This window comes from Pseudarthrobacter sp. NPDC080039 (genome assembly GCF_040702335.1).
In the GTDB taxonomy this organism is placed as follows: Bacteria; Actinomycetota; Actinomycetes; order Actinomycetales; family Micrococcaceae; genus Arthrobacter; species Arthrobacter enclensis_A.
The window spans coordinates 323,823-342,553 of record NZ_JBFBKY010000002.1; the positions used below are offsets into that span (position 1 = coordinate 323,823).

An 18,731-nucleotide genomic window follows, 5' to 3' on the forward strand; every position below is an offset into this window, starting at 1 on the left:
TCTTGAACCCGACACGGCGGCCTGCGCGGTGCGGCCGCCATGGTTGAGTTCGACGGCGGCCAGCGCGCCTTCCGCGTGCAGCGCGTCCGTGAGTTTCCGCAGGCCCGGGATCATGGCGTCAGTGTGCAGGCCCAGCTGGTGGGTGCGGCCCTTGCCGTCGGCACGGACGTAGGTGGCTTCCGTGGTGACCATGCCCAGGCCGGCTTTGGCCCGGGTCACGAGGTAGTCGATGTACTGCTCGGTGATGCGCCCGTCCGTGGTGCCGTAGTTGCGTTCCATCGGAGCGGAGGCAAGCCGGTTGCGGAGGGTCTTGGGGGTGCGGCCGTTGCGGCCCAGAGTCAGGGGGCGGGCGGCGTAGCGCGTGTTCTGTTCCATTGCTCTTCCTTAGCCCCCAACCTGTGCCAGGGGTTGTGCGCTTTCAGACAGCGGGGTGAAGCGGACCGGGCTGCCTGTCCGGGACGATTCGTAGACCGCCAGCAGGATCCGCAGCGCCTTGGTGGCATCGCGGCCAGTGATGGCCGGTTCGCCTCCGTCGCGCAGGGCCCGGACAAAGTCGCGGACCTGGGTGGTGTGGTGCGGGATGAGCTGGCCGTTGATGGTCGCCAGGGGGACGTTGGGTTCAGCGTCCCCGGGGTGGGCCGGCTCGGTGCTGACCTTCCCGGATACCGCCCACAGGTCCACGCGGCCGTCGCTGCCTTCCGGGAACTCGGTCAGCGACGCGGAGGCACCCGTCTCCCCCGTGATGCGGACCTGCACGCCCAGGCTTGGGGACACCGCCGTCGACGCTTCAAGCGTGGCCATGGCGCCGGAGGTGAAGGTGATGACGGCCGTCGCCGAATCCTCCACCTCGATGTGCTCACCGTGTTTGTAGGTGTTGATCCTGCCGTACACCTCGGCAACATCGCCCATGAACCACTGCAGCAGGTCGATGTAGTGGATGGCCTGGGTCATCAGGACCCCGCCGCCGTCGTTCGCCCAGGTCCCGCGCCAGGCGTCCCGGGAGTAGTACTCCGGGTCGCGGTGCAGCATCACCGAGCACTGGCCCAGGATGGGCCGGCCCAGGGTCCCGTCGTCGATTGCGGCGCGGATGCGCTGGGCTGCCGGCCAGAACCGCCGCTGGAAGAGGACACCCAGCTTTACTCCCGCTTCATCGCAGGCCTGCACCATGCGCTCCGCCGACGCCAGTTCGACGGCGATCGGCTTCTCGCAGAGCACGTGCACTCCCGCTGCGGCCGCCTGCAGCACCACCTCTTCATGGGTGGGGTGCGGCGTGCAGACGGAGACGATATCCAGACCCAGTGCCAGGAGCGCATCCACGGTGCCGGCGGCGTGGGGAATCCCCCACTCCCGTGCCGTGGCCTCCGCACGGTGGGGGTCGATGTCGCAGACGCCAACGATCTCCACGCCGTCGAGGGACCGGAATGCGGTCAGGTGGTTGTGGGAGATCGCTCCGCATCCTGCGATTCCAACGCGCAGCGGGCGGGAGGTGGCGGGTGAGGGGGTGGTCATCGGCGAATGCCATCTTTCTGGTCGGAGTGGGAGGCGGAGGCTGCCCGGTGGAACGCGGCCAGCATGTGGTCCGGGTCCGCGGGGACGCCCGTGAAGAGTTCGAATGCGGCGGCGGCCTGCCCCACCACCATCCCTCCGCCGCCCAGGACCGCGCAGCCCTTCTCCCGGGCGGCCGTGACCAGCGCGGTCTCGAGCGGACGGTAGATGACGTCCGCCACCCAGAGCCCCGCGTGCAGCAGGTGGGGATCCACCGGGATTCCGGGATGGCCGGTCATGCCGATGGGCGTGGTGTTGACCAGGCCGTCCGCGGTACGGATGGTTCCGGCGATGGCATCGGCGCGGGCAGCCACCACCTCGCTGTTGGGAAAGTGGGGCGCCAGCCGGGCGGCGAGGCTTTCGGCCCGGTCAGCTTCGATGTCCGCGATCACCAGGTGGCCGGCACCGGCGTTGAGGAGGGCGTAGGCCACGGCCGCCCCGGCACCCCCGGCGCCGACCTGCACGACGGAGTTGATGGGCGCCGAGTGGAGGCCGGCGCGAAAGCCGCCGATGAAGCCGGTGTGGTCCGTATTGTGGCCCACTGCCCTGCCGCCGTGAAAGGTGATGGTGTTCACGGCGCCGAGGATGCGGGCATCGGGCGAGAGCTCGTCCAGGCCGTCCTGCACCAGCTGCTTGCTCGGGTGGGTGACGTTGAGCCCGTCGTATCCGAGCTCCGCTGCGCTCCTGACCAGCTCCGCGGACCGTCCGGGCTGGCCGCCCAGGGCGTCCAGGTCGATGATGCGGTAGGTGTAGGCCACGCCCAGCCTGTCCGCTTCCGCTTCATGCAGGCCGGGGGTGAGTGAGCCGGCGATGCCGGAACCCAGCAGCCCCACGACGAACCGGTGGTGGACGTCGGGTGTGCGCGGCTGGAGCGGCTGCGGACCCGCCAGGGCTTGCAGCATCACGCCTGGACCTTGTCTGCTGCCAGGGCCGACGGCGCGTGGTGCCGGGAGCCGGCCGCTTTCAGTCCCAGCAGCGGCGTGGGAGTCCTGGCCGTCTCGGGCGCGGTGAGCGCCGCGATCGCGGAGACGGCGCAGGCTGCCGCGGCGAAGATGGCGACCGGAACCCAGTTGGCCTTGTCGCCGCCGATCAGCAGTTCGGAGATCACGGGGGCGAAGCCCGCCAGGAGGAGGCCGAACATCAGGCTCACGGCCATTCCGGAGTAGCGGACCTTCACCGGGAACTGCTCCGGGAAGTAGGCGGGGTAGATGGCGTTGGTTGCGGTGTAGGCAAGGCCGATCAGGACGATTCCGGTGAGGAAGATCAGGGGTACGTTCGCGGCGGTCAGCGCCGCGAAGAAGACGAAGATCATGGCCATCTGCAGCACCAGTCCGGACACGAAGACAGGCTTGCGGCCGACCCGGTCGGAAAGGATGCCCGCCAGCGGGCCCATGCCCACGGCGGCGAGGTTGGCCACGGCGATCACGGTCAGCATCAGCCCCTTTTCCACGCCGACGACGGAGGTGGCGTAGCTGAGGGCGAAGACGTTGATGATGGTGAACAGCGACATTGCGGTGACGCGGAGGACAGTTACCCAGTGGTGCCGGAAGAGCGTGACCAGCGGTACCTTGACCACTTCATCGTGGGCCTTGACTTCCTTGAACACCGCGGGCTCTTCGAGGAGCCTGCGGAGCACGAACGCGATCACGGTGACCACGGCGCTGGCCAGGAACGGGATGCGCCAGCCCCAGGCCAGGAGTAGGTCCTCGGGCATGGAGGCCACGGGGATGAAGACAAGGGTGGAGAGCACGATGCCGAACATGATCCCGCTCATGGTCCAGCTGGTGTAGAAGGCGCGTTTCCTGTCGGGGGCGTGCTCGAGGGTCAGGGAGCTTGAGCCCGGCGATTCGCCGCCGGCGGAGAGCCCCTGGAGGAGCCGCAGCGCCACGATGAGGACTGGCGCCGTCATGCCGATCTGGTTGTAGGTGGGCAGGCAGCCGATCAGGAAGGTGGAGGTTCCCATCAGCAGGAGCGTGAGCAGGAGGACCTTCTTGCGGCCGAACTTGTCGCCCAGGTGCCCGCAGATGACGGCGCCCAGCGGGCGGGCGACGTACGCTACACCGACCGTGGCGAAGGACATCAGCATGGCGGACGGGCCGGGCGCGAAGAAGAGCTTTCCGAAGATCAGGGCTGCGGCCGAGCCGAAAATGAAAAAGTCGTAGTATTCGAGCGCGCTGCCCACGAATCCGGAGACGGCTGCGATCTTGGCGTTGTTCTTTGGGTGTGCTGGCACCGATGTCGACACTGACATGGTCTTCCCTTCATGGACTGGAACCGTTATGCAGGCAGTGCTTGCGCTGCAACCGGGTGGCCGCATGGGGCGGCTTCTCCATCCAGTGTGGGTGCCATCACTTAGTTAGTCCACGACTAAATTGATCTAGCACTATGCTGCGATCGAACTATATTCGGTCAGCTGGCGACAGGCGGGAAGACCTCCTCAACGACGTCGAGCACGGCCTTCAACACGGCCGAATCGTTGTCGGCGGACCAGGCAATCGCGTGGTTCATGTAGTGGTGCGGAGCGTCCAGCGGCACGTAGGTTGCGCCGGAAGGGATGATGCTCGAGATTCCGCTGCTCATCAGCGTGACTCCGACCCCTGCGGCCACGAACGTCAGCACCATGTAGGGGTCCGACAACTCCTGGACGATGCGCGGCCGGAACCCCGCCGCCATGCAGGACGCCAGCAGCACTTCCGTCATGGAGGACGAGCCGTCCGTGGGCGGCGAAATGAAGTCGTCGCCCGCCAGGCTCTGCAACGGTATTGACTTCTCCCGGGCCAACGGATGGTCCAGCGGAAGCACGGCCCCGATTTCTTCCCGGGCAACAAGCCGGGCCACTACTGAGGGATCCGGGGATTCGGCAACGCCGACGAAGGCCAAGTCAAGGGTTCCGTTGGCAACGCTTGCCAACCCGTCCCTGGTGCGCACCCTGCTGGTGAGGTCCAATTCAATGTCAGGGTGGCGCCGCCGCACTGCCCGCGTGAGCGGCGGCAGCGTCAAATGGTTCACGGCCCCGGAAAATCCAATCAGGATCTTTCCGCGGACACCCTCCACTTCAGCCAGGGCAGCCTCGCGCGCCAGGCGCATGTCCTGGAGCACGCGGTAGGCCCGCGGAAGGAGGGCGTGGCCGGCCGGTGTGAGCGCGACGCTCCTGGTGTTCCGCTCGAAAAGGCGCGTGCCCAGGTCGTTCTCGAGCTTCCGAATCGTCTGGCTCAACGGCGACTGCGAGGTATGGAGGCGGAGAGCTGCGCGGCCGAAGTGGAGTTCTTCGGCAACCGCGACGAAGGCTTCAAGCCACCGGATTTCGGTCATTCACGCGCCCCTTGCTGGCAGCCCGCGTGCAGCTGGCCGCCCGGATCCATGGGAATGCATCAAGTGCACTGGGATTATAGTAACGGGGCAACTAGGTTGAATCAGCGCTCAATCGGGCCAGGACCTCGGCCCACCGGGAGGCACATGGAACTGCGGCAGATTGAGGCATTCCTGGCGGTCGCCGAAGAGCTTCACTTCGGCCGGGCGGCCAGCCGCCTGCGCATGGCACAGTCACCGCTGAGCCAGACCATCAAGAAGCTGGAAAAAAGCCTGGGTGCGGAGCTGTTCGAGCGCAATACCCGGGCCGTTTCGCTGACCACGGCAGGACTGTCGTTCCTGCCCCACGCCCGGAAGATCCTCGAGGAGCTGGACCTCGCCCGGCGGGCCGCCACCGCTGACACGGGGACGGTTTACGGCCGCCTGGCCATCGGGTTCTCCGGCGCGCTCAACCACACCACGTTGCCGCCGCTGACCCGCGCCCTGCGGCAGCGCTATCCCGGCCTGGACCTGACCCTCAGCGGCGGGCTGCTGACGCAGGACGCCCTCGGCCATCTGCACAATGGCTCGATGGACCTGGCCTTCATCGGCCTGCCGGTGGACGCGCCGTCCCTTGCCACCCGGCGCATCGCGGTGGAACCGCTGGGAGCCACGGTCCCGGTGGACCACCCGCTGGCCGGGCGGTCCACAATCGCGTTGCGTGAACTGGCCGCGGACGGCTTCGTCACCATGCCCGAGGCCCAGGGTTCGACGCTGCGTGAGGCCATCCTTTCCGCGTGCACCGCTGCAGGGTTCCGCACGCGCGTGGCGCAGGAAGTCTCGGATCCCTACACGGCGCTGTCCCTGGTGGCCGGCGGGGTGGGGGTAAGCCTCATGCCAGAGTCGGTCGCCGGGATCATGCCCGGCGGCACGGTGTTCATTCCGCTCTCGGACAATGCGCCGCGGCTGGAATCCGGCATTGCCTGGAATCCTGCCCTCGTCTCCCCTGCCCTTAGGCTGGCGCTGCAGGTGGCCGAGGAAGTCCTCCCCACGCCCCCGGCCTAGAGCTCGGGCCGGACCCCAGGGACTCTTCTCACGGAGGGCCCTCGACTATGCAATTCCGGCACATAGTCCTTGATCGAATAAGTATTGGACTTGTCTCAATCGGGTCCGCACCATGGAATCACCCGGACCGGCCCGATAAGCCGGCACACCTCCCAACTCAATGAAGAGGAACTTCCATGGCCACTTTTGCCGTCACCTACTCCTACGCGAACGGGACCGTCGCTGCCCGCGACACGCACCGTCCCAGCCACGTGGAGTTCCTCCAGTCGCAGTTCGACGGCGGCCGGCTCCTCAAGAGCGGCCCCTTCGGCCCGGACGAGGCACCTGGCGCGTTGTTGGTGATTGAAGGTGAGTCCATGGCCGATGTTGAGGCCCTGATGGACCAGGACCCGTTCTTCCGGAACAACCTGGTCGAAGAACGCAGCATCCGGCAGTGGAACATCTTCTTCGGCGCGGACGGGAAGTAGGGAAAGATGCTGACCGCACGCACCATCGCCAAGGAAACCATCCGCTACGAGGAAGTGGCTGAGCCCTCCCTGGAAGTAGGCCATGCCCTGGTCCGGGTCCACCATGTCGCCCTCTGCGGGACGGACCTGCACATCTGGGAGGACGACTACCCCACCGAGCTGCCCATCGTGCAGGGCCACGAATTCTCCGGCGTCGTTGAGGCCATCGGGGACAACAGCGCCAACATCAGCGTCGGCGACCGGGTGGCCGTCAGCCCCGTGACGTACTGCGGACAATGCCAGCCGTGCAGGCTGGGCCGGCCCAACGTTTGCCGCAGCATCGGCTGCATCGGCTGCTATTCCGACGGCGCCCTGGTGGAACTGCTCAGCGTCCCCGTGGAAAAGCTGTGCCCTGTTCCCGACGGGCTGCCGCTGGAGATCGCCGCGATGGGGGAACCGGCGTCGATCGCCATGCAGGCCGTGAACCGCGGCCGGGCAACGGCCGGGGAAACTGCGCTTGTGCTGGGCAGCGGACCCATCGGACTGCTTGCCACCCTGTACTTGGCCGATTTGGGAGTGCAGGTCCTTGCCGCCGACACGGAACCGGACCGTTTGGAGCTCGCCACCGCCTTCGGCGCGGCCGACACACTCCTGGTGGATCCTTCCGGACCCTTTCCCGACGCCGGGCAAAGTGCGCGGCTGGATGCCCTGACGGACGGCAACGGCCCCATCCTGGTCATTGAGGCCACGGGCGTGCCGTCCTCGCTCGAAAACGCCATCCGGCTCGTGGCCAGCGCCGGCCGTATTGTCCAGGTGGGCATCTCGCCGCGCGCTGTCACGCTTTCCATGAAAGACATCCCCTTCAAGGAGCTCGACATCATGGGCAGCCGCAACAGCCTGGACCTGATTCCCGACGGTTTGGCACTGCTGGCCCGGCACCCCGGCCAGGCACGGGCGCTGATGACGCACCGCTTTGGCTTCAGGGAGCTGCCGCAGGCCTATGCGCTGATGGGCAACCGGACCGAAAAGGTGGGCAAGATCGTCATCGACATGCCCGCTGCGGAGGCTGCCGGAGCGGCCGCCCCTGCCCGGGAAGCGGTCACGGCATGAACTCCGTGACCACTCCAGCGGAGAATCTGGCCGACTCCTACGACGTGGTGGTGGCGGGCAGCGGTGCCGCGGGCCTGGTCGCAGCGGTACGCGCCGCGGACGCCGGCCTCAGCGTCCTGGTGGTCGAAAAGGCCCCGCAACTGGGCGGCACCACGGCAGCCGGCGGCGGCGTGATGTGGGCACCGAACAACCATCTGGCCCGGAAGGCGGGGTTCGCTGACAGCCATTCCGGCGCCGTCGCCTACCTCACCGAGGCGGCCCGGCACGTGCTGACGGATGCTGAAATCGAATGGTATGTCAGCACGGCCCCGCGCGCCGTCGAATATCTGGTCAACAACACCAGGGTGTCCATGACCCCCATCGCCCGGCCGGATTACCACATGGAGTGGGCGGGGGCCACTGATGGTGGCAGGGGCCTGGACAATGATGCGTTCGATCCCGCGGGCTATCCCGGCCTGGCGGAGCTGATCCGGCCATCCTCGTACTTCCCGCTGCTGACCATGACCGAACGCGATGAACTGAACGGCCGGGCGGCCGACCCCGCGCTCCTGGCGCGCCGGGCCGCCGCCGGCGTGCGGACCATGGGCGGGGCGTTGGTGGGCAGGCTGCTCGCGAGCGCACTGGACCGCGGCGTGCACATCGCCGCTTCGGCGCCGGTCCAGGACCTGCTCCCGCTCGGCAACGGGCCCGACGGCGGGTCCCGCAACGGCTGGAAGGTGACCATCGGCGCGGCCGGAGGCAGCAGGACGATGGAAGCGGCCGCCGTCGTCCTTGCCTCCGGCGGCTTCGAATGGAACCCACGCCTGCGGAAGGCATTCCTGCCTTTCCCCGTCACCCCCATCAGCGCACCCTCCAACGAGGGCGACGGGCTGGAACTGGGCCTCAAGGCTGGTGCCGCCGTGGCGGACATGACCGCGGTCTGGGGCGTGCCGGTCATCAGCACCCCGGCGCACCGGTACGACGGCGTCCAGTCCGGACGGATGGGCAACGTGGAAATGACGCTGCCCGGGTCCATCACGGTCAACGCCGCAGGGAAGCGTTTCGTCAACGAGGCCCTGAACTACCATGACGCCTCCCGGTTGTTCGCGTCCATCGACCCGCAGACCCTGGGCCAGCAGAACAACCCGGCCTGGCTCGTCTTCGACTCCACCTACATGGCGAAGTACCCGGTGGCCGGCTCCACCCCCGGGAAACCTGCGGACTGGATGGTGCAGGCTGACACGCTCCGGGAACTGGCGGGAAAGACCGGCATCGATCCGGCCGGGCTGGAACAGACTGTCGCCAGGTTCAATACGGACGCAGCGGCGGGCGTTGATACCGAGTTCCACCGCGGCTCCACCCCGCAGGACCGCTTCCTGGGCGACGCCGGAGTGGCCCCCAACCCCTGCCTGTCACCACTCGCCACGGGACCGTTCTTTGCGGTGCCGGTGTCGGCCGGGACCCTGGGCACCTCCGGCGGCCTGGACACCGACCTCGACGGGCGGGTTCTGGACCGCCACCGCCAGCCGGTCCCCCGGCTCTACGCCGCCGGCAACGTCTCCGCCAGCGTCTTCCGCAACAACTACCCGGGCGGCGGCGCGACCCTCGGCTCGGCGATCACCCGGGCCTTCGCTGTCGGCGAGCACCTGGCGCAGACCCTTGCACCGCTGGCGGCGTCTGCCGCGTCCGGCCCCGCCAGAAGCAGGAGCTCCGATGACCGTCGGAAATGAAACGGCCCAGCCCTCGCCCGTTTGGCCCTGCCGCTTCCAGGGCCAGGTGGTCCTGGTGACCGGGGCGGCCGGAGGCCTGGGGTCCGCAGCAAGCGACCGCCTCCGGGCCGAGGGGGCAACGGTGGTCAACACCGACGCAATCGGCACGGGCAGCGGCGAGGCACCTGGATCGTACCTCCGCCTCGATGTCACGCAACGCCCGGAGTGGGATGCAGTACTGGCCGGGGTGCTGACGCAGTACGGCCGCATCGACGGGGCGCTTTTCGCCCACGGAGTGCAGGGCCCTGAAACCGCGGTGCAGGACATGCCGTACGCGGGTTGGTCGCGGACGTTCGCCATCAACCTGGACGGGTGCTTCCACGGCCTTGCCGCGCTGCTGCCCGTCATGCGGGCCGCGGGGTACGGCCGCATCGCCGTGCTGGCTTCCATCGCCGCGCGTGAGGGCAACGCCAACATGGCTGCGTATTCGGCGTCCAAGGCGGCCGTGGTGGCGCTGGTGAAGACGGCCGCCAAGGAGGCCGCACCGGACGGGGTGACAGTGAATTCGGTGGCGCCGTCGATGTTCCGGACACGCCTCTTGGAGGACCTTTCGGCGGAGCGCAACGCGGAGCTACTCGCCAGGGTGCCGATGGGCAGGGTGGGTGAACCGGCGGAGTTCGCGTCGCTTGCCGCCTGGCTGCTGTCTCCGGAGGCGAGTTACACCACCGGGCAGGTGCTGGACCTCAGCGGCGGCCGGAACACGGCGTAGCGGTCGGTGGACAACGAAAGCGAACGACGGCGGCTCAATCCTTAAGGCTGCTGGCCATCACTTCGAATTCCTCCACAGCGACGATCTGGGTCCTGTCCGCCTGGCTGCTCTCCTCCCGGATCCTGGTGGCCGCCTGCCGGCTTGCCAGCATCGCGTCCTCCGTATCCCAGAGTGTGATGGAGAGGGCGTTGTCCGTCTCCGTTCCGTTCAGGTAGTAGACGCCTTTGCATCCCGGAAGCTGGAGAACGCTGTTGACGACGTCGTCAGTGGGGTTATCCCTGCGGGTATCGGGGCCGGTCTTGTAGGTGCTGATCCTGGCGAACATGGTCTTCCTCCCTGACGGTGTGGACGGAGCGGAAGAAGTCCGGCTCCTCCCACTAGTCAGGGCCTAGCACGCTATGGCCCACAAGGGTCGAAAGTCAGGCCTTATTTGAGGACTCGGCGATCCGTTTGATCGCGGCGAGCGTCTTCGGGATGCCGTCCAAAGCCTGCTGGGTGCGCTCGGCGATTTGGACGTCAGCCTCATCGCCGTATTTCTCCCTGAACATCGCGATCCCTTCAGGCAGGAATTCCCACGACTCGGTCAACGAGGTCCCGTTGTCTGCCGGGGTCAGGGTGAAGGCCCAGCGGACAAAGCGGCCACCCACCACCCAGGCGAACTCGCGGCCGCGCTCGGCAGCCACCACCTGCGACCGGGTCTCCCACGTCCGCCCCGGGATCTCGTTGCGGCCGGTGAACCAGGCGCCGGCCTGACCCGCGCTTGCCTGGTCGTCCCACCAGCACGACGTACAGACCGGGCTCCACTCACCGGTACGGGTGATGTCGGAGACCAGGTCGTAAAGCGTTTCGGCTGAGGCCTGGACGGTGACGGATTCCTGGTGTTGGCGGGTGTTTGTCTTCATTGGTCCATCCTCTACGAACGTCATTTCTTCTGCCGCCGGCTGCCGCCGTGCCAGTCCTCCTGCTGACCGACAGTACCGGCATCGACGCCGAAGGCAGCAAGCTGCGGCTGCTCGCGCAGGCTTCGCTTGAGTTCGGCAAAACCGGGGAAGCGTGCCAGCCCCACCACGTGGTCCCACAGCTCGGCGGCCGACTCGTCGTCCGGCTGCCGGCTGATCACCGGACCGAAGAAGGCCACCCCGGCGGGCGGTTCAAAGTGGATGATGGGCGTGCCCACGTCCTTGCCCGTCAGCGACAGCGCCTCATCCGTCTCCTGGCGGATCTCGGTGTCCCAGGAGTCGTCGTCGAGGGCGTCCGCCAGGGCCAGGGGCAAGCCTGCCTGGGCGAGGATGGGCTCCACGAACTCACGTGTCCCCCGCCGCTCACGGATTTCGCCCTCGGTGCGCTGTTCGGCCGGGTCCGGTGCGGTTTCGAAGATGTGCGAGCCGAACGCCTGGTACAGCCGGGCGATCGACTCGCGGCCATGCTCCGCACGCGCCCGGGCCGCCACCCGCAGAAGCCGGAGCCCTGCGGTGTGCCCGGCCTCGTACTCCGGCGGGAAGTGCGCGTCGTAGTCCACATTGGAGTTGACCAGGCGCAACGAGATGAAGCGCCAATCCACCGTGTAGTCGCGCTGCGCCTGCACCTGCCGCACCCATTTGCTGGTCATCCAGGCGAAGGGGCAGACCGGGTCAAAGTAGAAGTTGATGTCGGCATCCATCCGACCACCCTTGCACCTGATAGTGACCTGCGTCTATTCGACGCACTCAGACCTCTTTCACGCGGCCGAACGCGAAAGCTCAGCAAAAACTGGGCCAAGCCTGGGACACCGGCGTGCGTCAGAACTATACGATTTCCTGGGCGTCCGGGACCACGAACGCCGCGCGAACAAAAATGGGGGAAGCAATGCCGGAACTCGGCCGCATCTACTGGACCCGCCTAGGGCTTCGTTTGACGTACTCGGCGGTGCTGATTTGGCTGGCTGTCGCGGTGATGTCGGCTCTCACGGCAAAGGCAGCACCGGTTTCCGGAGCGGGGCCATCCGTCGCGGGTGAGGTGTTGCGTGGCATCATCGACCGCGTCGTCTCTGCAACTGCGCTCCCCCTTGTGGCCGTAGTCGTGCTCGGCATCGCCGCAGCCGTGATCACCAGGCAGGATGTGCGACGCCGCGACCCGGTGCGCCGCTTCACCCGCCAGCAGCGCAGCGAAGGGATGGCCCGCGCTGGCGGCACGTGCGAGTTGGAAGCCGGTTTCGGGCGCCGCTGTGGCCGCCCGGCCGAGCATGGCGACCACTTCTACCCGTGGTCCAAGGGCGGCTCCACCAGCCTGCAGAACTTCGTCGCGGCCTGTGCCAGGTGCAACCGCGCCAAGCGTGCCAGGATCCCGTCACCGGGCCAGCAGCAACGGATGGAACGACGACGGCGTGAGTACCTGCCGCCGTCGTCCTCAGTCAGCGTGGGCGAACGGCAGCCGCTCCGCTAAGGCCGGCGGGCTGGCTGGCAGCGGGGTTGTCGAGCCAGTCGCGGACCTGGACGTCCACGCCCGGCACGGGATGTTCGGCGGCGTAGCGCGCCTGCTCGGCGGACAGCGTGACGCCGGTGACGCGAGCCCCGCACGTCACCGTAGTGATCCGCCACCGCCATGGCCTTCAGGGAAATATCGGGGACGATCACGCCATGACCCTACAGCCGCGCTCCCGTGCGAAGGAAGGGAAGGACGACGGCGGCACTTGCCTCCCGCCGTCGTCCTTCCCCACCCCGGCAGGTATCAGACGAGAGGAGTAAGGGGAGTTACGGAGAAGGGTACGGCCAGCAGGGACTGCACCCCGTTCACGAATTCCTTTACATGGGCTTCTTCGTTGTGGGCCTTGAGGTCGTCGTGGCGGGCCCATCCCTCGATGAGGACGAACGTACCTGGCCTGTGATCGTCAGAGAAGACGGTGTATTCCAGGCATCCGGTGTCTTTTCGGCTTAGGGACTGCAGTCCAAGGAGTGCTTCATGAAGCGTTGCTTCGTGTCCTGCTTTTGCGGTGAACACGGGCATTAGCCAGACTTGAGTTCCTTCTTGGCCGGCTGTTGTGTGTGGCAATTCTTCATCCTCGGGTTCTCGGTACCTGCGGGAGGGGCGGACTGGTCGCCGCCCCTCCCGTTTGGTCATGCGTTGATTTGCGGAACCTCGACCCAGGATTCCTTTGCAGCCGACTCGACGATTGCGTCGTCGATGAGAGCCACCTGGTAGCCGTCGGCAAAATTCGGGCTTACGCTGCCGCCTTCTGCGATGGCCTTGAAGAAGTCGTAGGCCTCGATGATCTTTGTTTCGCCGTATCCGATGCCGAGGGCAGGGATGGGCCACAGTGCTTCTCCGTAGGGGTGTGCGGGCCCGGTGTAAACGGTTCGGAATCCCCGGCGGTCACCGGGGTCGGAAGCGAAGCAGACCTGCAGTTCGTCGCGCCGCTCGTAGTTGAACACGATGCTTCCTTCGGTTCCGTGGATTTCGAAGGTGATGAAGTTGTTCCTTCCGTGGGCATTGCGTGTTGCTTCGACGGAACCCACGGCACCGTTGGCAAAGCGGATCATGGTCATGACTTCGTCGTCCACGTCGACCTGGCCCCGGGGGCCTTCCCCGCCCCGTACCGTGCCGAGCGCGTCAGCACCTCCGGCTTGGAGGGGCCGCTCCGGGATCCACGTGGACATGAGGGCATTGACGGCGCTGAACTCGCCGACGAGATAGCGGGCCATGTCAATGACGTGCGTTGCGATGTCGCCGAGGGCGCCGGAACCTGCGATGGATTTCTGGAAGCGCCAGGACAGCGGCGAGTTGGGGTCGGCGCTCCAGTCCTGCAGGTAGGTGCCACGGAAGTTGAGGATTTGTCCGATTGCCCCTTCCTCGATGTATTTCTTTGCCAGGGCAACTGCGGGGGTGCGCCGGTAGTTGAAGGCGACCATGTGGACGAGGTTCTTGTCTTTGACAGCGTCGTACATGGCCTTGGATTCTTCGCCGGTGCGGGCCAGCGGCTTTTCGCAGATGATGTGCTTGCCTGCTTCGGCGGCGGCGATGGCAATCTCGGCGTGGAGATGGTTGGGCGTGGCGATGTCTACGACGTGGATATCCGGATCGTCGATGATGCTGCGCCAGTCCGCGGTGGAGTTTTCGAACCCGAAGCGGCGGGCAGCTTCGGCGGCGAGATCCGGGTTGGCTTCAGCGATGACTTTGCGGACCGGCAGGGCCGGGGCAGGCCAGAAGAACATGGGCATGGCGGCATAGGCCAGCGAGTGGGCCTTGCCCATGAAGCCGCCTCCGATGAGGCCGACGTTGAGGTTCTGCATGTGAATCTTGTTCCTTCCGGAAGCCGGGTCAGCTGCCGTGTGGGGGCAGTCCCGGCGGTTGAATAATTGGTTAGAGGAGCTTTTCCAGGTACTTCTTGCTGAGGGCTGCGGCTTCCCGGGGGTCACCGTCGTAGTTGTCGAGTTCCACCATGAGCCAGCTGTCATATCCGCTTTCCTTGATTGCGGCGATGATGTCCGGGAAGTCGAGTTCGCCCTGTCCCAGTGGCAGGAAATTGAAGGGGGCCCTCTGGAAGTCCTTGAGGTGGACGTGCTGGATCCTGTCGGCGTACTTCCTGATGACTGCGGCCGGGTCTGCTCCGCCGGCCGCTAGGTGGGCGGTGTCCGGGCAGAAGCCGATCCGGGTGAGCGGCATGAGCCTGTCCAGTTCCTCCGGGCTTTCAACGATGGTGCTCAGGTGCGGGTGGTAGCTTGCCGACAGGCCGAAGCTCTCCGCGATGTCCGTGACGCTGTCCAGGGCCTCACCGAGGCGTTGGTAGTCCTGGTCAGTGGTTCCGGCGGCGCGCCGTGCTCCGCCACCCACTACGAGCCGTTCAGCACCGAAGCTTGCGGCCAGTTCGGCGGCGCGGTGAATGCGGTGCATTTCGTCCGGGAGTATGTCGGCGTAGATGAAGTTCGCGCCGGTGTAGACGCTTGTCAGTTCGACTCCGGCGGTAGCCAGGATTTCCTTGAGTTCTTCGGGCTTGTCCGCGTATTCCACGAGGTTGCCGTCAAACATTTCAACACCCTGGTAGCCGACGGATGCGATGTCCTGGACTGCGTCCCGCATGGATCCGTGGGTCAGGTAGAAGAGGTCCTTCACACTGGTCACGCCTTGAGGGTGGCCGACGACGCCGCCCCAGGTGATGGAACAGTAACCGAGTTTCATTGCTTCTGCCTTTCAACTGTGGAGGAAGACTTGAGTAATTCGAGTGGGGCCTCAGTGCCGGGAACATCAACCCATGACCGTTGTGCAGCGGAGGTGACGACCGCCTCGGTAATGAGGGCTGCTCGTAGTCCGTCCCGGAACGTGGGCAGGCCTTCAGGTGTCTGCCCCTGGATAGCTGCGTATACGTCGGCCACGAACGAGTTGAAGCTGTCCTGGTATCCCTGGGGGTGGCCCGGTGGGAGTTTGGCGTACCGCCGGCCGCCCGGGGTTGTCAGCGTTTGCGGGCCAACGGCGATGTCGGAGCTGGACCCGGTTCCGCCCACGTGCAGGGTGTCCGGCCGTTCCTGGTTGAAGCTGAATGACGCTTCGGTTCCGTCAAAAGAGAACCACAGGCGGTTTTTGCGGCCCGGGCTGACCTGGCTGACCACCAGGGATCCGGTGGCACCCTTGTCCGTCTCGAACAGGAGCGTGGCCCCGTCCTCGGTGGCAACGGAGGACACCCGGCCGCCGGTTTCGCGTTCGTCGTAGGCCCTGCTGGTCTTCGCCACAAGCCTGGTGATTCTGTGTCCGGTGGTGAACTCCATCAGGTCGCACCAGTGGACGCCGATGTCACCGAAAGCCCTGGAGGCTCCTCCGATCGTTGAGTCGACGCGCCAGTTCGTGGCTTCCGCGCCTGCGAGCCAATCCTGCAGGTAGGAACCGTGCAGCAGCCAGAGCCGGCCGGCGTCGCCGCGGAGGATACGGTCGCGGGCTTCGCGGACGGCCGGATAGAACCGGTAGACAAAGGGCACCCCGGTAACGACTCCCGCCTGGTCCGCGAGGGCTGTCAATTCCCGGGCGTCCTCAACGCTCGTCGCCAGTGGCTTTTCGCAGATGACTGCTTTTCCTGCCGCAATCGCTTTGCGGGCGAGGTCGGCGTGGGTGGCATTCGGGGTGCAGATGTGGATGACATCCACGTCGGCCCGTGAGATCAGTGCTTCAGGGGATTCGACGGCGGTGCGGGCGCCGAGCGCTGGGGCTGCGGCTTCGGCGGACGCCTTGCTGCTGCCGGCGACTGCGATGACTTCAGCGCCTGCCGCGCGCACCGCGTGGGCGTGCACAGAACCCATGAATCCTGTTCCGATAATTCCTGCGCGAAGTTGGAGGGTCACAGTCGCTACTTCTTTCGGGCGAGGGCGACGGCCAGGATGATGATCGCGCCGCGGACCACCTGCTGCTGGCTGCTGTCGAGCCCTGCGAGGATCAGCCCGTTGTTGATCAGGCCGATCAACAGGGCGCCGAAGAGGGTGCCGATGATGGAGCCGAACCCGCCGAAGAGGCTGGTTCCACCCAGGATGACGGCGGCGATGGCGGAGAGTTCGTCCCCCGATCCCCACTGGAACCGTCCGGACTGCAGCCGGCCGGCGTAGAGCATGCCGGCGACGCTTGCCACCATGCCCGAGATGAGGAGCACCTGGAACTTAATGCGCTTGGTATTGATGCCGGTGAACTCGGCGGCGTTGCGGTTGCCACCTGTGGCCAGGACCTGGCGGCCAAACCTGGTGCGGTTCAGCACGACGGCGCCGATGGCCACGAAGATGGCGCTCCAGACCACCAGGCCCGGAACAGGACCAAAGTTGCCGGATCCGAACAACGTGTTGAACGTGTCGTTCAGGATGGGCTGGGGCGCGGACGCCGTGATCCACTGGGCAACGCCCACTGCTATTCCCAGCATGCCGAGTGTCACCAGGAAGGATGGGATGCCAAGGAGGCTGACCAGGGCACCGTTGATCGATCCGACGACGAGTCCGACGGCGAGGCCGGCGAGGATGCCGGGGACCAGGCCCCACTGGGAGAGAGCCATCGCAGTGCACACACTGGAGAGGCCAGCGACGGATCCGACGCTCAGGTCGATTTCTGCGCACGCGATCACGTAGGTCATGCCGACGGCGATGACGGTGATCGTGGCTGTCTGCCGGAAGATGTTCAGCAGGTTGTTCGGCGACAGGAAGCCCTGGTCGCGGAGCAGAACCGCGAAGAAGAGGAACACCACGACGAAGCCGATGTAGATGACGTAGCGCCGCCAGTCGAGTTCCTTGAGGATGGTGCCGAAATTTCGGGGGGCCGCGGTCTCCCGGGGCGCGATGGTTTTTGCGTTGCTCACTTTCAGACTCCCTGTACTGCAAGTTGGAGATATTCCTCGTCAGCGATCTCGCTGCGGGGGATGTCACGGATGATGGAGCCGCCCTTGAGGACGAGGACGCGGTCGCTGACCGCGAGGAGTTCGGGGTACTCGGAGGAGATGACGATGACGCCCTTGCCGGCACTTGCCAGCTCACGGATCATGTCGAGAATTTCGCTCTTGGTGCCGATGTCGACGCCGGCCGTTGGCTCGTCAAGGATCAGGATGTCCGGATCGGTGCCAAGCCACTTGGCGATGACCACCTTCTGCTGGTTTCCGCCCGAGAGAAGCCGCACCGGCCGGTGGGGGTGCGCCACCTTCACTGCGAACCTTTTGATCAGTGACGCGGACAATTCCTTCCCCTTCGCGCCGTCCAGGAGGGGTCCCCGCTGAATCTGGCCGAGGAGGGGAAGCAGCAGGTTGTCCTGGACGGAGTGCTCCAAGACCAGGCCTTGGGCCCTGCGGTCCTCCGGGATGAGGGCCACTCCCGCGTTGATGGCCTGCTGCGGCGAGCCGAGGTTGACCTTCTGGCCCCGTAGGAGCACTTCACCGCTGTCCACCTTGTCAATGCCAAAGAGAGCACGGGCGAGCTCAGTTCGTCCGCTGCCCATCAGCCCTGCCAGGCCGAGGATTTCACCAGGCCGGAGCACGAACGAAACGTCCCGCACCCGCTGTCCCGAGTTAAGTCCACGGACTTCCAGCAGCGGCGCCCCCTCGTGGGCCACGTGATCACGCGCACGGTAGGAAAGCTGGCCCTCGATCTTCTTGCCAACAATGCCTTCCACGATCTGTTCGGGAGTGACATCCGTCAGTGGCGCGGTGAGGAGATGGTGGCCGTCGCGGAGGATGGTGATCCGGTCCGCGAGCCGGTACACCTCATCCATGCGGTGGGAAATGTAGATGATGGAGATGCCACGCTGTTTGAGGCGGTCAATGAGTTCGAAGAGCGCTTCGGATTCATGCCGGGCAAGGCTGGCTGTAGGCTCATCCATGATGAGCACCTGGGCATTCTGCGCCAGTGCCTTGGCGATCTCGGTCAGCTGCCAGTACGCAGTGCCGAGCCGTGCGACTCCGGCGCGCGGGTCGACGTCGACCTCCATCTCGCTGAAGACTTCCCTGGCCCGGCGCACCGAGGCACGGTCGTCGATGAGCCCGCCGGTGCCGAGCGGTTCGGCGGCGAGGAAAATGTTCTGCGCAACGGTCAGGCTCGGTACCAGGCTGAACTCTTGGAAGACCATGCCGATCCCGGCGGCCTTCGCGTCCTGGATCGAGTTGATGGCGGTGGGCTTTCCTCCGATAAGGATCTCGCCGGCATCCGCCTGGTAGACGCCTTGGAGGATCTTCATGAGCGTGGACTTCCCTGCGCCGTTTCCTCCTGCGAGCGCATGGACTTCACCCTTGCGGACGTCGAAACTGACATCCTTCAATACGGGAACGCCGTTGAAGCTCTTGGAAATCGAGCGCATCTCGACGACATTGTCTGCGGTATTCATCGTTGCCCTTTCGGC

At 66.1% G+C, this 18,731-nt stretch carries 20 protein-coding genes and 1 pseudogene; 6 read left to right on the top strand and 15 right to left on the bottom strand.

The features are described 5' to 3' along the window. Window positions 1-78: 78 nt before the first annotated feature. From AB0313_RS03420 to AB0313_RS03440, 5 genes and pseudogenes are all read right to left on the bottom strand, one after another. Window positions 79-375: pseudogene (locus tag AB0313_RS03420) on the bottom strand (NADH:flavin oxidoreductase); the annotation flags it as partial. 9 nt (window positions 376-384) lie between these two features. Continuing rightward, window positions 385-1,509 (bottom strand): Gfo/Idh/MocA family oxidoreductase, encoded by a 1,125-nt coding sequence (locus AB0313_RS03425; RefSeq protein ID WP_366303590.1) that lies wholly within the window; start codon window positions 1,507-1,509, stop codon window positions 385-387. Further along, a complete protein-coding gene (locus tag AB0313_RS03430) occupies window positions 1,506-2,447 on the bottom strand; it encodes a shikimate dehydrogenase (RefSeq protein ID WP_366303764.1) in 942 nt (313 codons plus the stop codon). The genes AB0313_RS03425 and AB0313_RS03430 overlap by 4 nt, the downstream gene beginning before the upstream one ends. Further along, a complete protein-coding gene (locus tag AB0313_RS03435; RefSeq protein ID WP_366303592.1) occupies window positions 2,447-3,796 on the bottom strand; it encodes an MFS transporter in 1,350 nt (449 codons plus the stop codon). The genes AB0313_RS03430 and AB0313_RS03435 overlap by 1 nt, the downstream gene beginning before the upstream one ends. Window positions 3,797-3,954: 158 nt before the next feature. Continuing rightward, the gene (locus AB0313_RS03440; RefSeq protein WP_366303594.1) at window positions 3,955-4,857 is read right to left on the bottom strand and encodes a LysR substrate-binding domain-containing protein; all 903 of its coding nucleotides are present in this window, start codon (window positions 4,855-4,857) and stop codon (window positions 3,955-3,957) included. A gap of 144 nt (window positions 4,858-5,001) precedes the next feature. Here AB0313_RS03440 and AB0313_RS03445 point away from each other — a divergent pair, with 144 nt between their 5' ends. The 5 genes from AB0313_RS03445 to AB0313_RS03465 all read left to right on the top strand — a co-directional run bounded on the left by AB0313_RS03445 (window position 5,002) and on the right by AB0313_RS03465 (window position 9,911). After that, complete coding sequence (locus tag AB0313_RS03445) at window positions 5,002-5,898, top strand: LysR family transcriptional regulator (protein WP_307307074.1); 897 nt, start codon at window positions 5,002-5,004, stop codon at window positions 5,896-5,898. 176 nt (window positions 5,899-6,074) lie between these two features. Continuing rightward, window positions 6,075-6,365 carry a YciI family protein gene (locus AB0313_RS03450; RefSeq protein WP_366303597.1) on the top strand — a complete coding sequence of 97 codons (291 nt, stop codon included), beginning with the start codon at window positions 6,075-6,077 and terminating at the stop codon, window positions 6,363-6,365. 6 nt (window positions 6,366-6,371) lie between these two features. Next, window positions 6,372-7,454, top strand: coding sequence for an alcohol dehydrogenase catalytic domain-containing protein (locus tag AB0313_RS03455; protein ID WP_366303599.1), 1,083 nt, complete (start codon window positions 6,372-6,374; stop codon window positions 7,452-7,454). Next, window positions 7,451-9,163, top strand: coding sequence for an FAD-dependent oxidoreductase (locus tag AB0313_RS03460; protein WP_366303601.1), 1,713 nt, complete (start codon window positions 7,451-7,453; stop codon window positions 9,161-9,163). The genes AB0313_RS03455 and AB0313_RS03460 overlap by 4 nt, the downstream gene beginning before the upstream one ends. Beyond that, on the top strand, window positions 9,147-9,911 hold the full coding sequence (locus AB0313_RS03465; protein ID WP_366303603.1) for an SDR family NAD(P)-dependent oxidoreductase: 765 nt from the start codon (window positions 9,147-9,149) through the stop codon (window positions 9,909-9,911). The genes AB0313_RS03460 and AB0313_RS03465 overlap by 17 nt, the downstream gene beginning before the upstream one ends. Before the next feature lie 34 nt (window positions 9,912-9,945). On the opposite strand, the gene AB0313_RS03470 is transcribed toward AB0313_RS03465, so the two are convergent. From AB0313_RS03470 to AB0313_RS03480, 3 genes are all read right to left on the bottom strand, one after another. Next, complete coding sequence (locus AB0313_RS03470) at window positions 9,946-10,236, bottom strand: hypothetical protein (protein WP_366303605.1); 291 nt, start codon at window positions 10,234-10,236, stop codon at window positions 9,946-9,948. A 94-nt stretch (window positions 10,237-10,330) separates the two neighbouring features. Further along, window positions 10,331-10,813 carry an SRPBCC family protein gene (locus tag AB0313_RS03475; RefSeq protein ID WP_366303607.1) on the bottom strand — a complete coding sequence of 161 codons (483 nt, stop codon included), beginning with the start codon at window positions 10,811-10,813 and terminating at the stop codon, window positions 10,331-10,333. A gap of 20 nt (window positions 10,814-10,833) precedes the next feature. Next, window positions 10,834-11,571, bottom strand: coding sequence for a DsbA family protein (locus AB0313_RS03480; RefSeq protein ID WP_366303609.1), 738 nt, complete (start codon window positions 11,569-11,571; stop codon window positions 10,834-10,836). 113 nt (window positions 11,572-11,684) lie between these two features. Between AB0313_RS03480 and AB0313_RS03485 the strand changes: the two genes are divergently transcribed. Further along, window positions 11,685-12,332 carry an HNH endonuclease signature motif containing protein gene (locus AB0313_RS03485; RefSeq protein WP_366303611.1) on the top strand — a complete coding sequence of 216 codons (648 nt, stop codon included), beginning with the start codon at window positions 11,685-11,687 and terminating at the stop codon, window positions 12,330-12,332. Here AB0313_RS03485 and AB0313_RS03490 read toward each other — a convergent pair. The 7 genes from AB0313_RS03490 to AB0313_RS03520 all read right to left on the bottom strand — a co-directional run bounded on the left by AB0313_RS03490 (window position 12,301) and on the right by AB0313_RS03520 (window position 18,716). After that, window positions 12,301-12,471 (bottom strand): hypothetical protein, encoded by a 171-nt coding sequence (locus AB0313_RS03490; RefSeq protein WP_366303613.1) that lies wholly within the window; start codon window positions 12,469-12,471, stop codon window positions 12,301-12,303. The genes AB0313_RS03485 and AB0313_RS03490 overlap by 32 nt on opposite strands. A 146-nt stretch (window positions 12,472-12,617) precedes the next feature. Next, the gene (locus tag AB0313_RS03495) at window positions 12,618-12,893 is read right to left on the bottom strand and encodes a putative quinol monooxygenase (protein ID WP_366303615.1); all 276 of its coding nucleotides are present in this window, start codon (window positions 12,891-12,893) and stop codon (window positions 12,618-12,620) included. A gap of 110 nt (window positions 12,894-13,003) precedes the next feature. Then, window positions 13,004-14,176: a Gfo/Idh/MocA family oxidoreductase gene (locus AB0313_RS03500; protein WP_366303617.1), complete on the bottom strand. Its 1,173-nt coding sequence runs from the start codon at window positions 14,174-14,176 to the stop codon at window positions 13,004-13,006. A 70-nt stretch (window positions 14,177-14,246) separates the two neighbouring features. After that, window positions 14,247-15,062: a sugar phosphate isomerase/epimerase gene (locus AB0313_RS03505; protein WP_366303619.1), complete on the bottom strand. Its 816-nt coding sequence runs from the start codon at window positions 15,060-15,062 to the stop codon at window positions 14,247-14,249. Next, window positions 15,059-16,213 carry a Gfo/Idh/MocA family oxidoreductase gene (locus AB0313_RS03510; protein WP_366303621.1) on the bottom strand — a complete coding sequence of 385 codons (1,155 nt, stop codon included), beginning with the start codon at window positions 16,211-16,213 and terminating at the stop codon, window positions 15,059-15,061. Before AB0313_RS03510 ends, AB0313_RS03505 begins: the two co-directional genes overlap by 4 nt. 5 nt (window positions 16,214-16,218) lie before the next feature. Further along, on the bottom strand, window positions 16,219-17,205 hold the full coding sequence (locus tag AB0313_RS03515) for an ABC transporter permease (RefSeq protein WP_366303623.1): 987 nt from the start codon (window positions 17,203-17,205) through the stop codon (window positions 16,219-16,221). 2 nt (window positions 17,206-17,207) lie between these two features. Then, window positions 17,208-18,716 (bottom strand): sugar ABC transporter ATP-binding protein, encoded by a 1,509-nt coding sequence (locus AB0313_RS03520; RefSeq protein WP_366303625.1) that lies wholly within the window; start codon window positions 18,714-18,716, stop codon window positions 17,208-17,210. Between the last annotated feature and the right edge of the window lie 15 nt (window positions 18,717-18,731).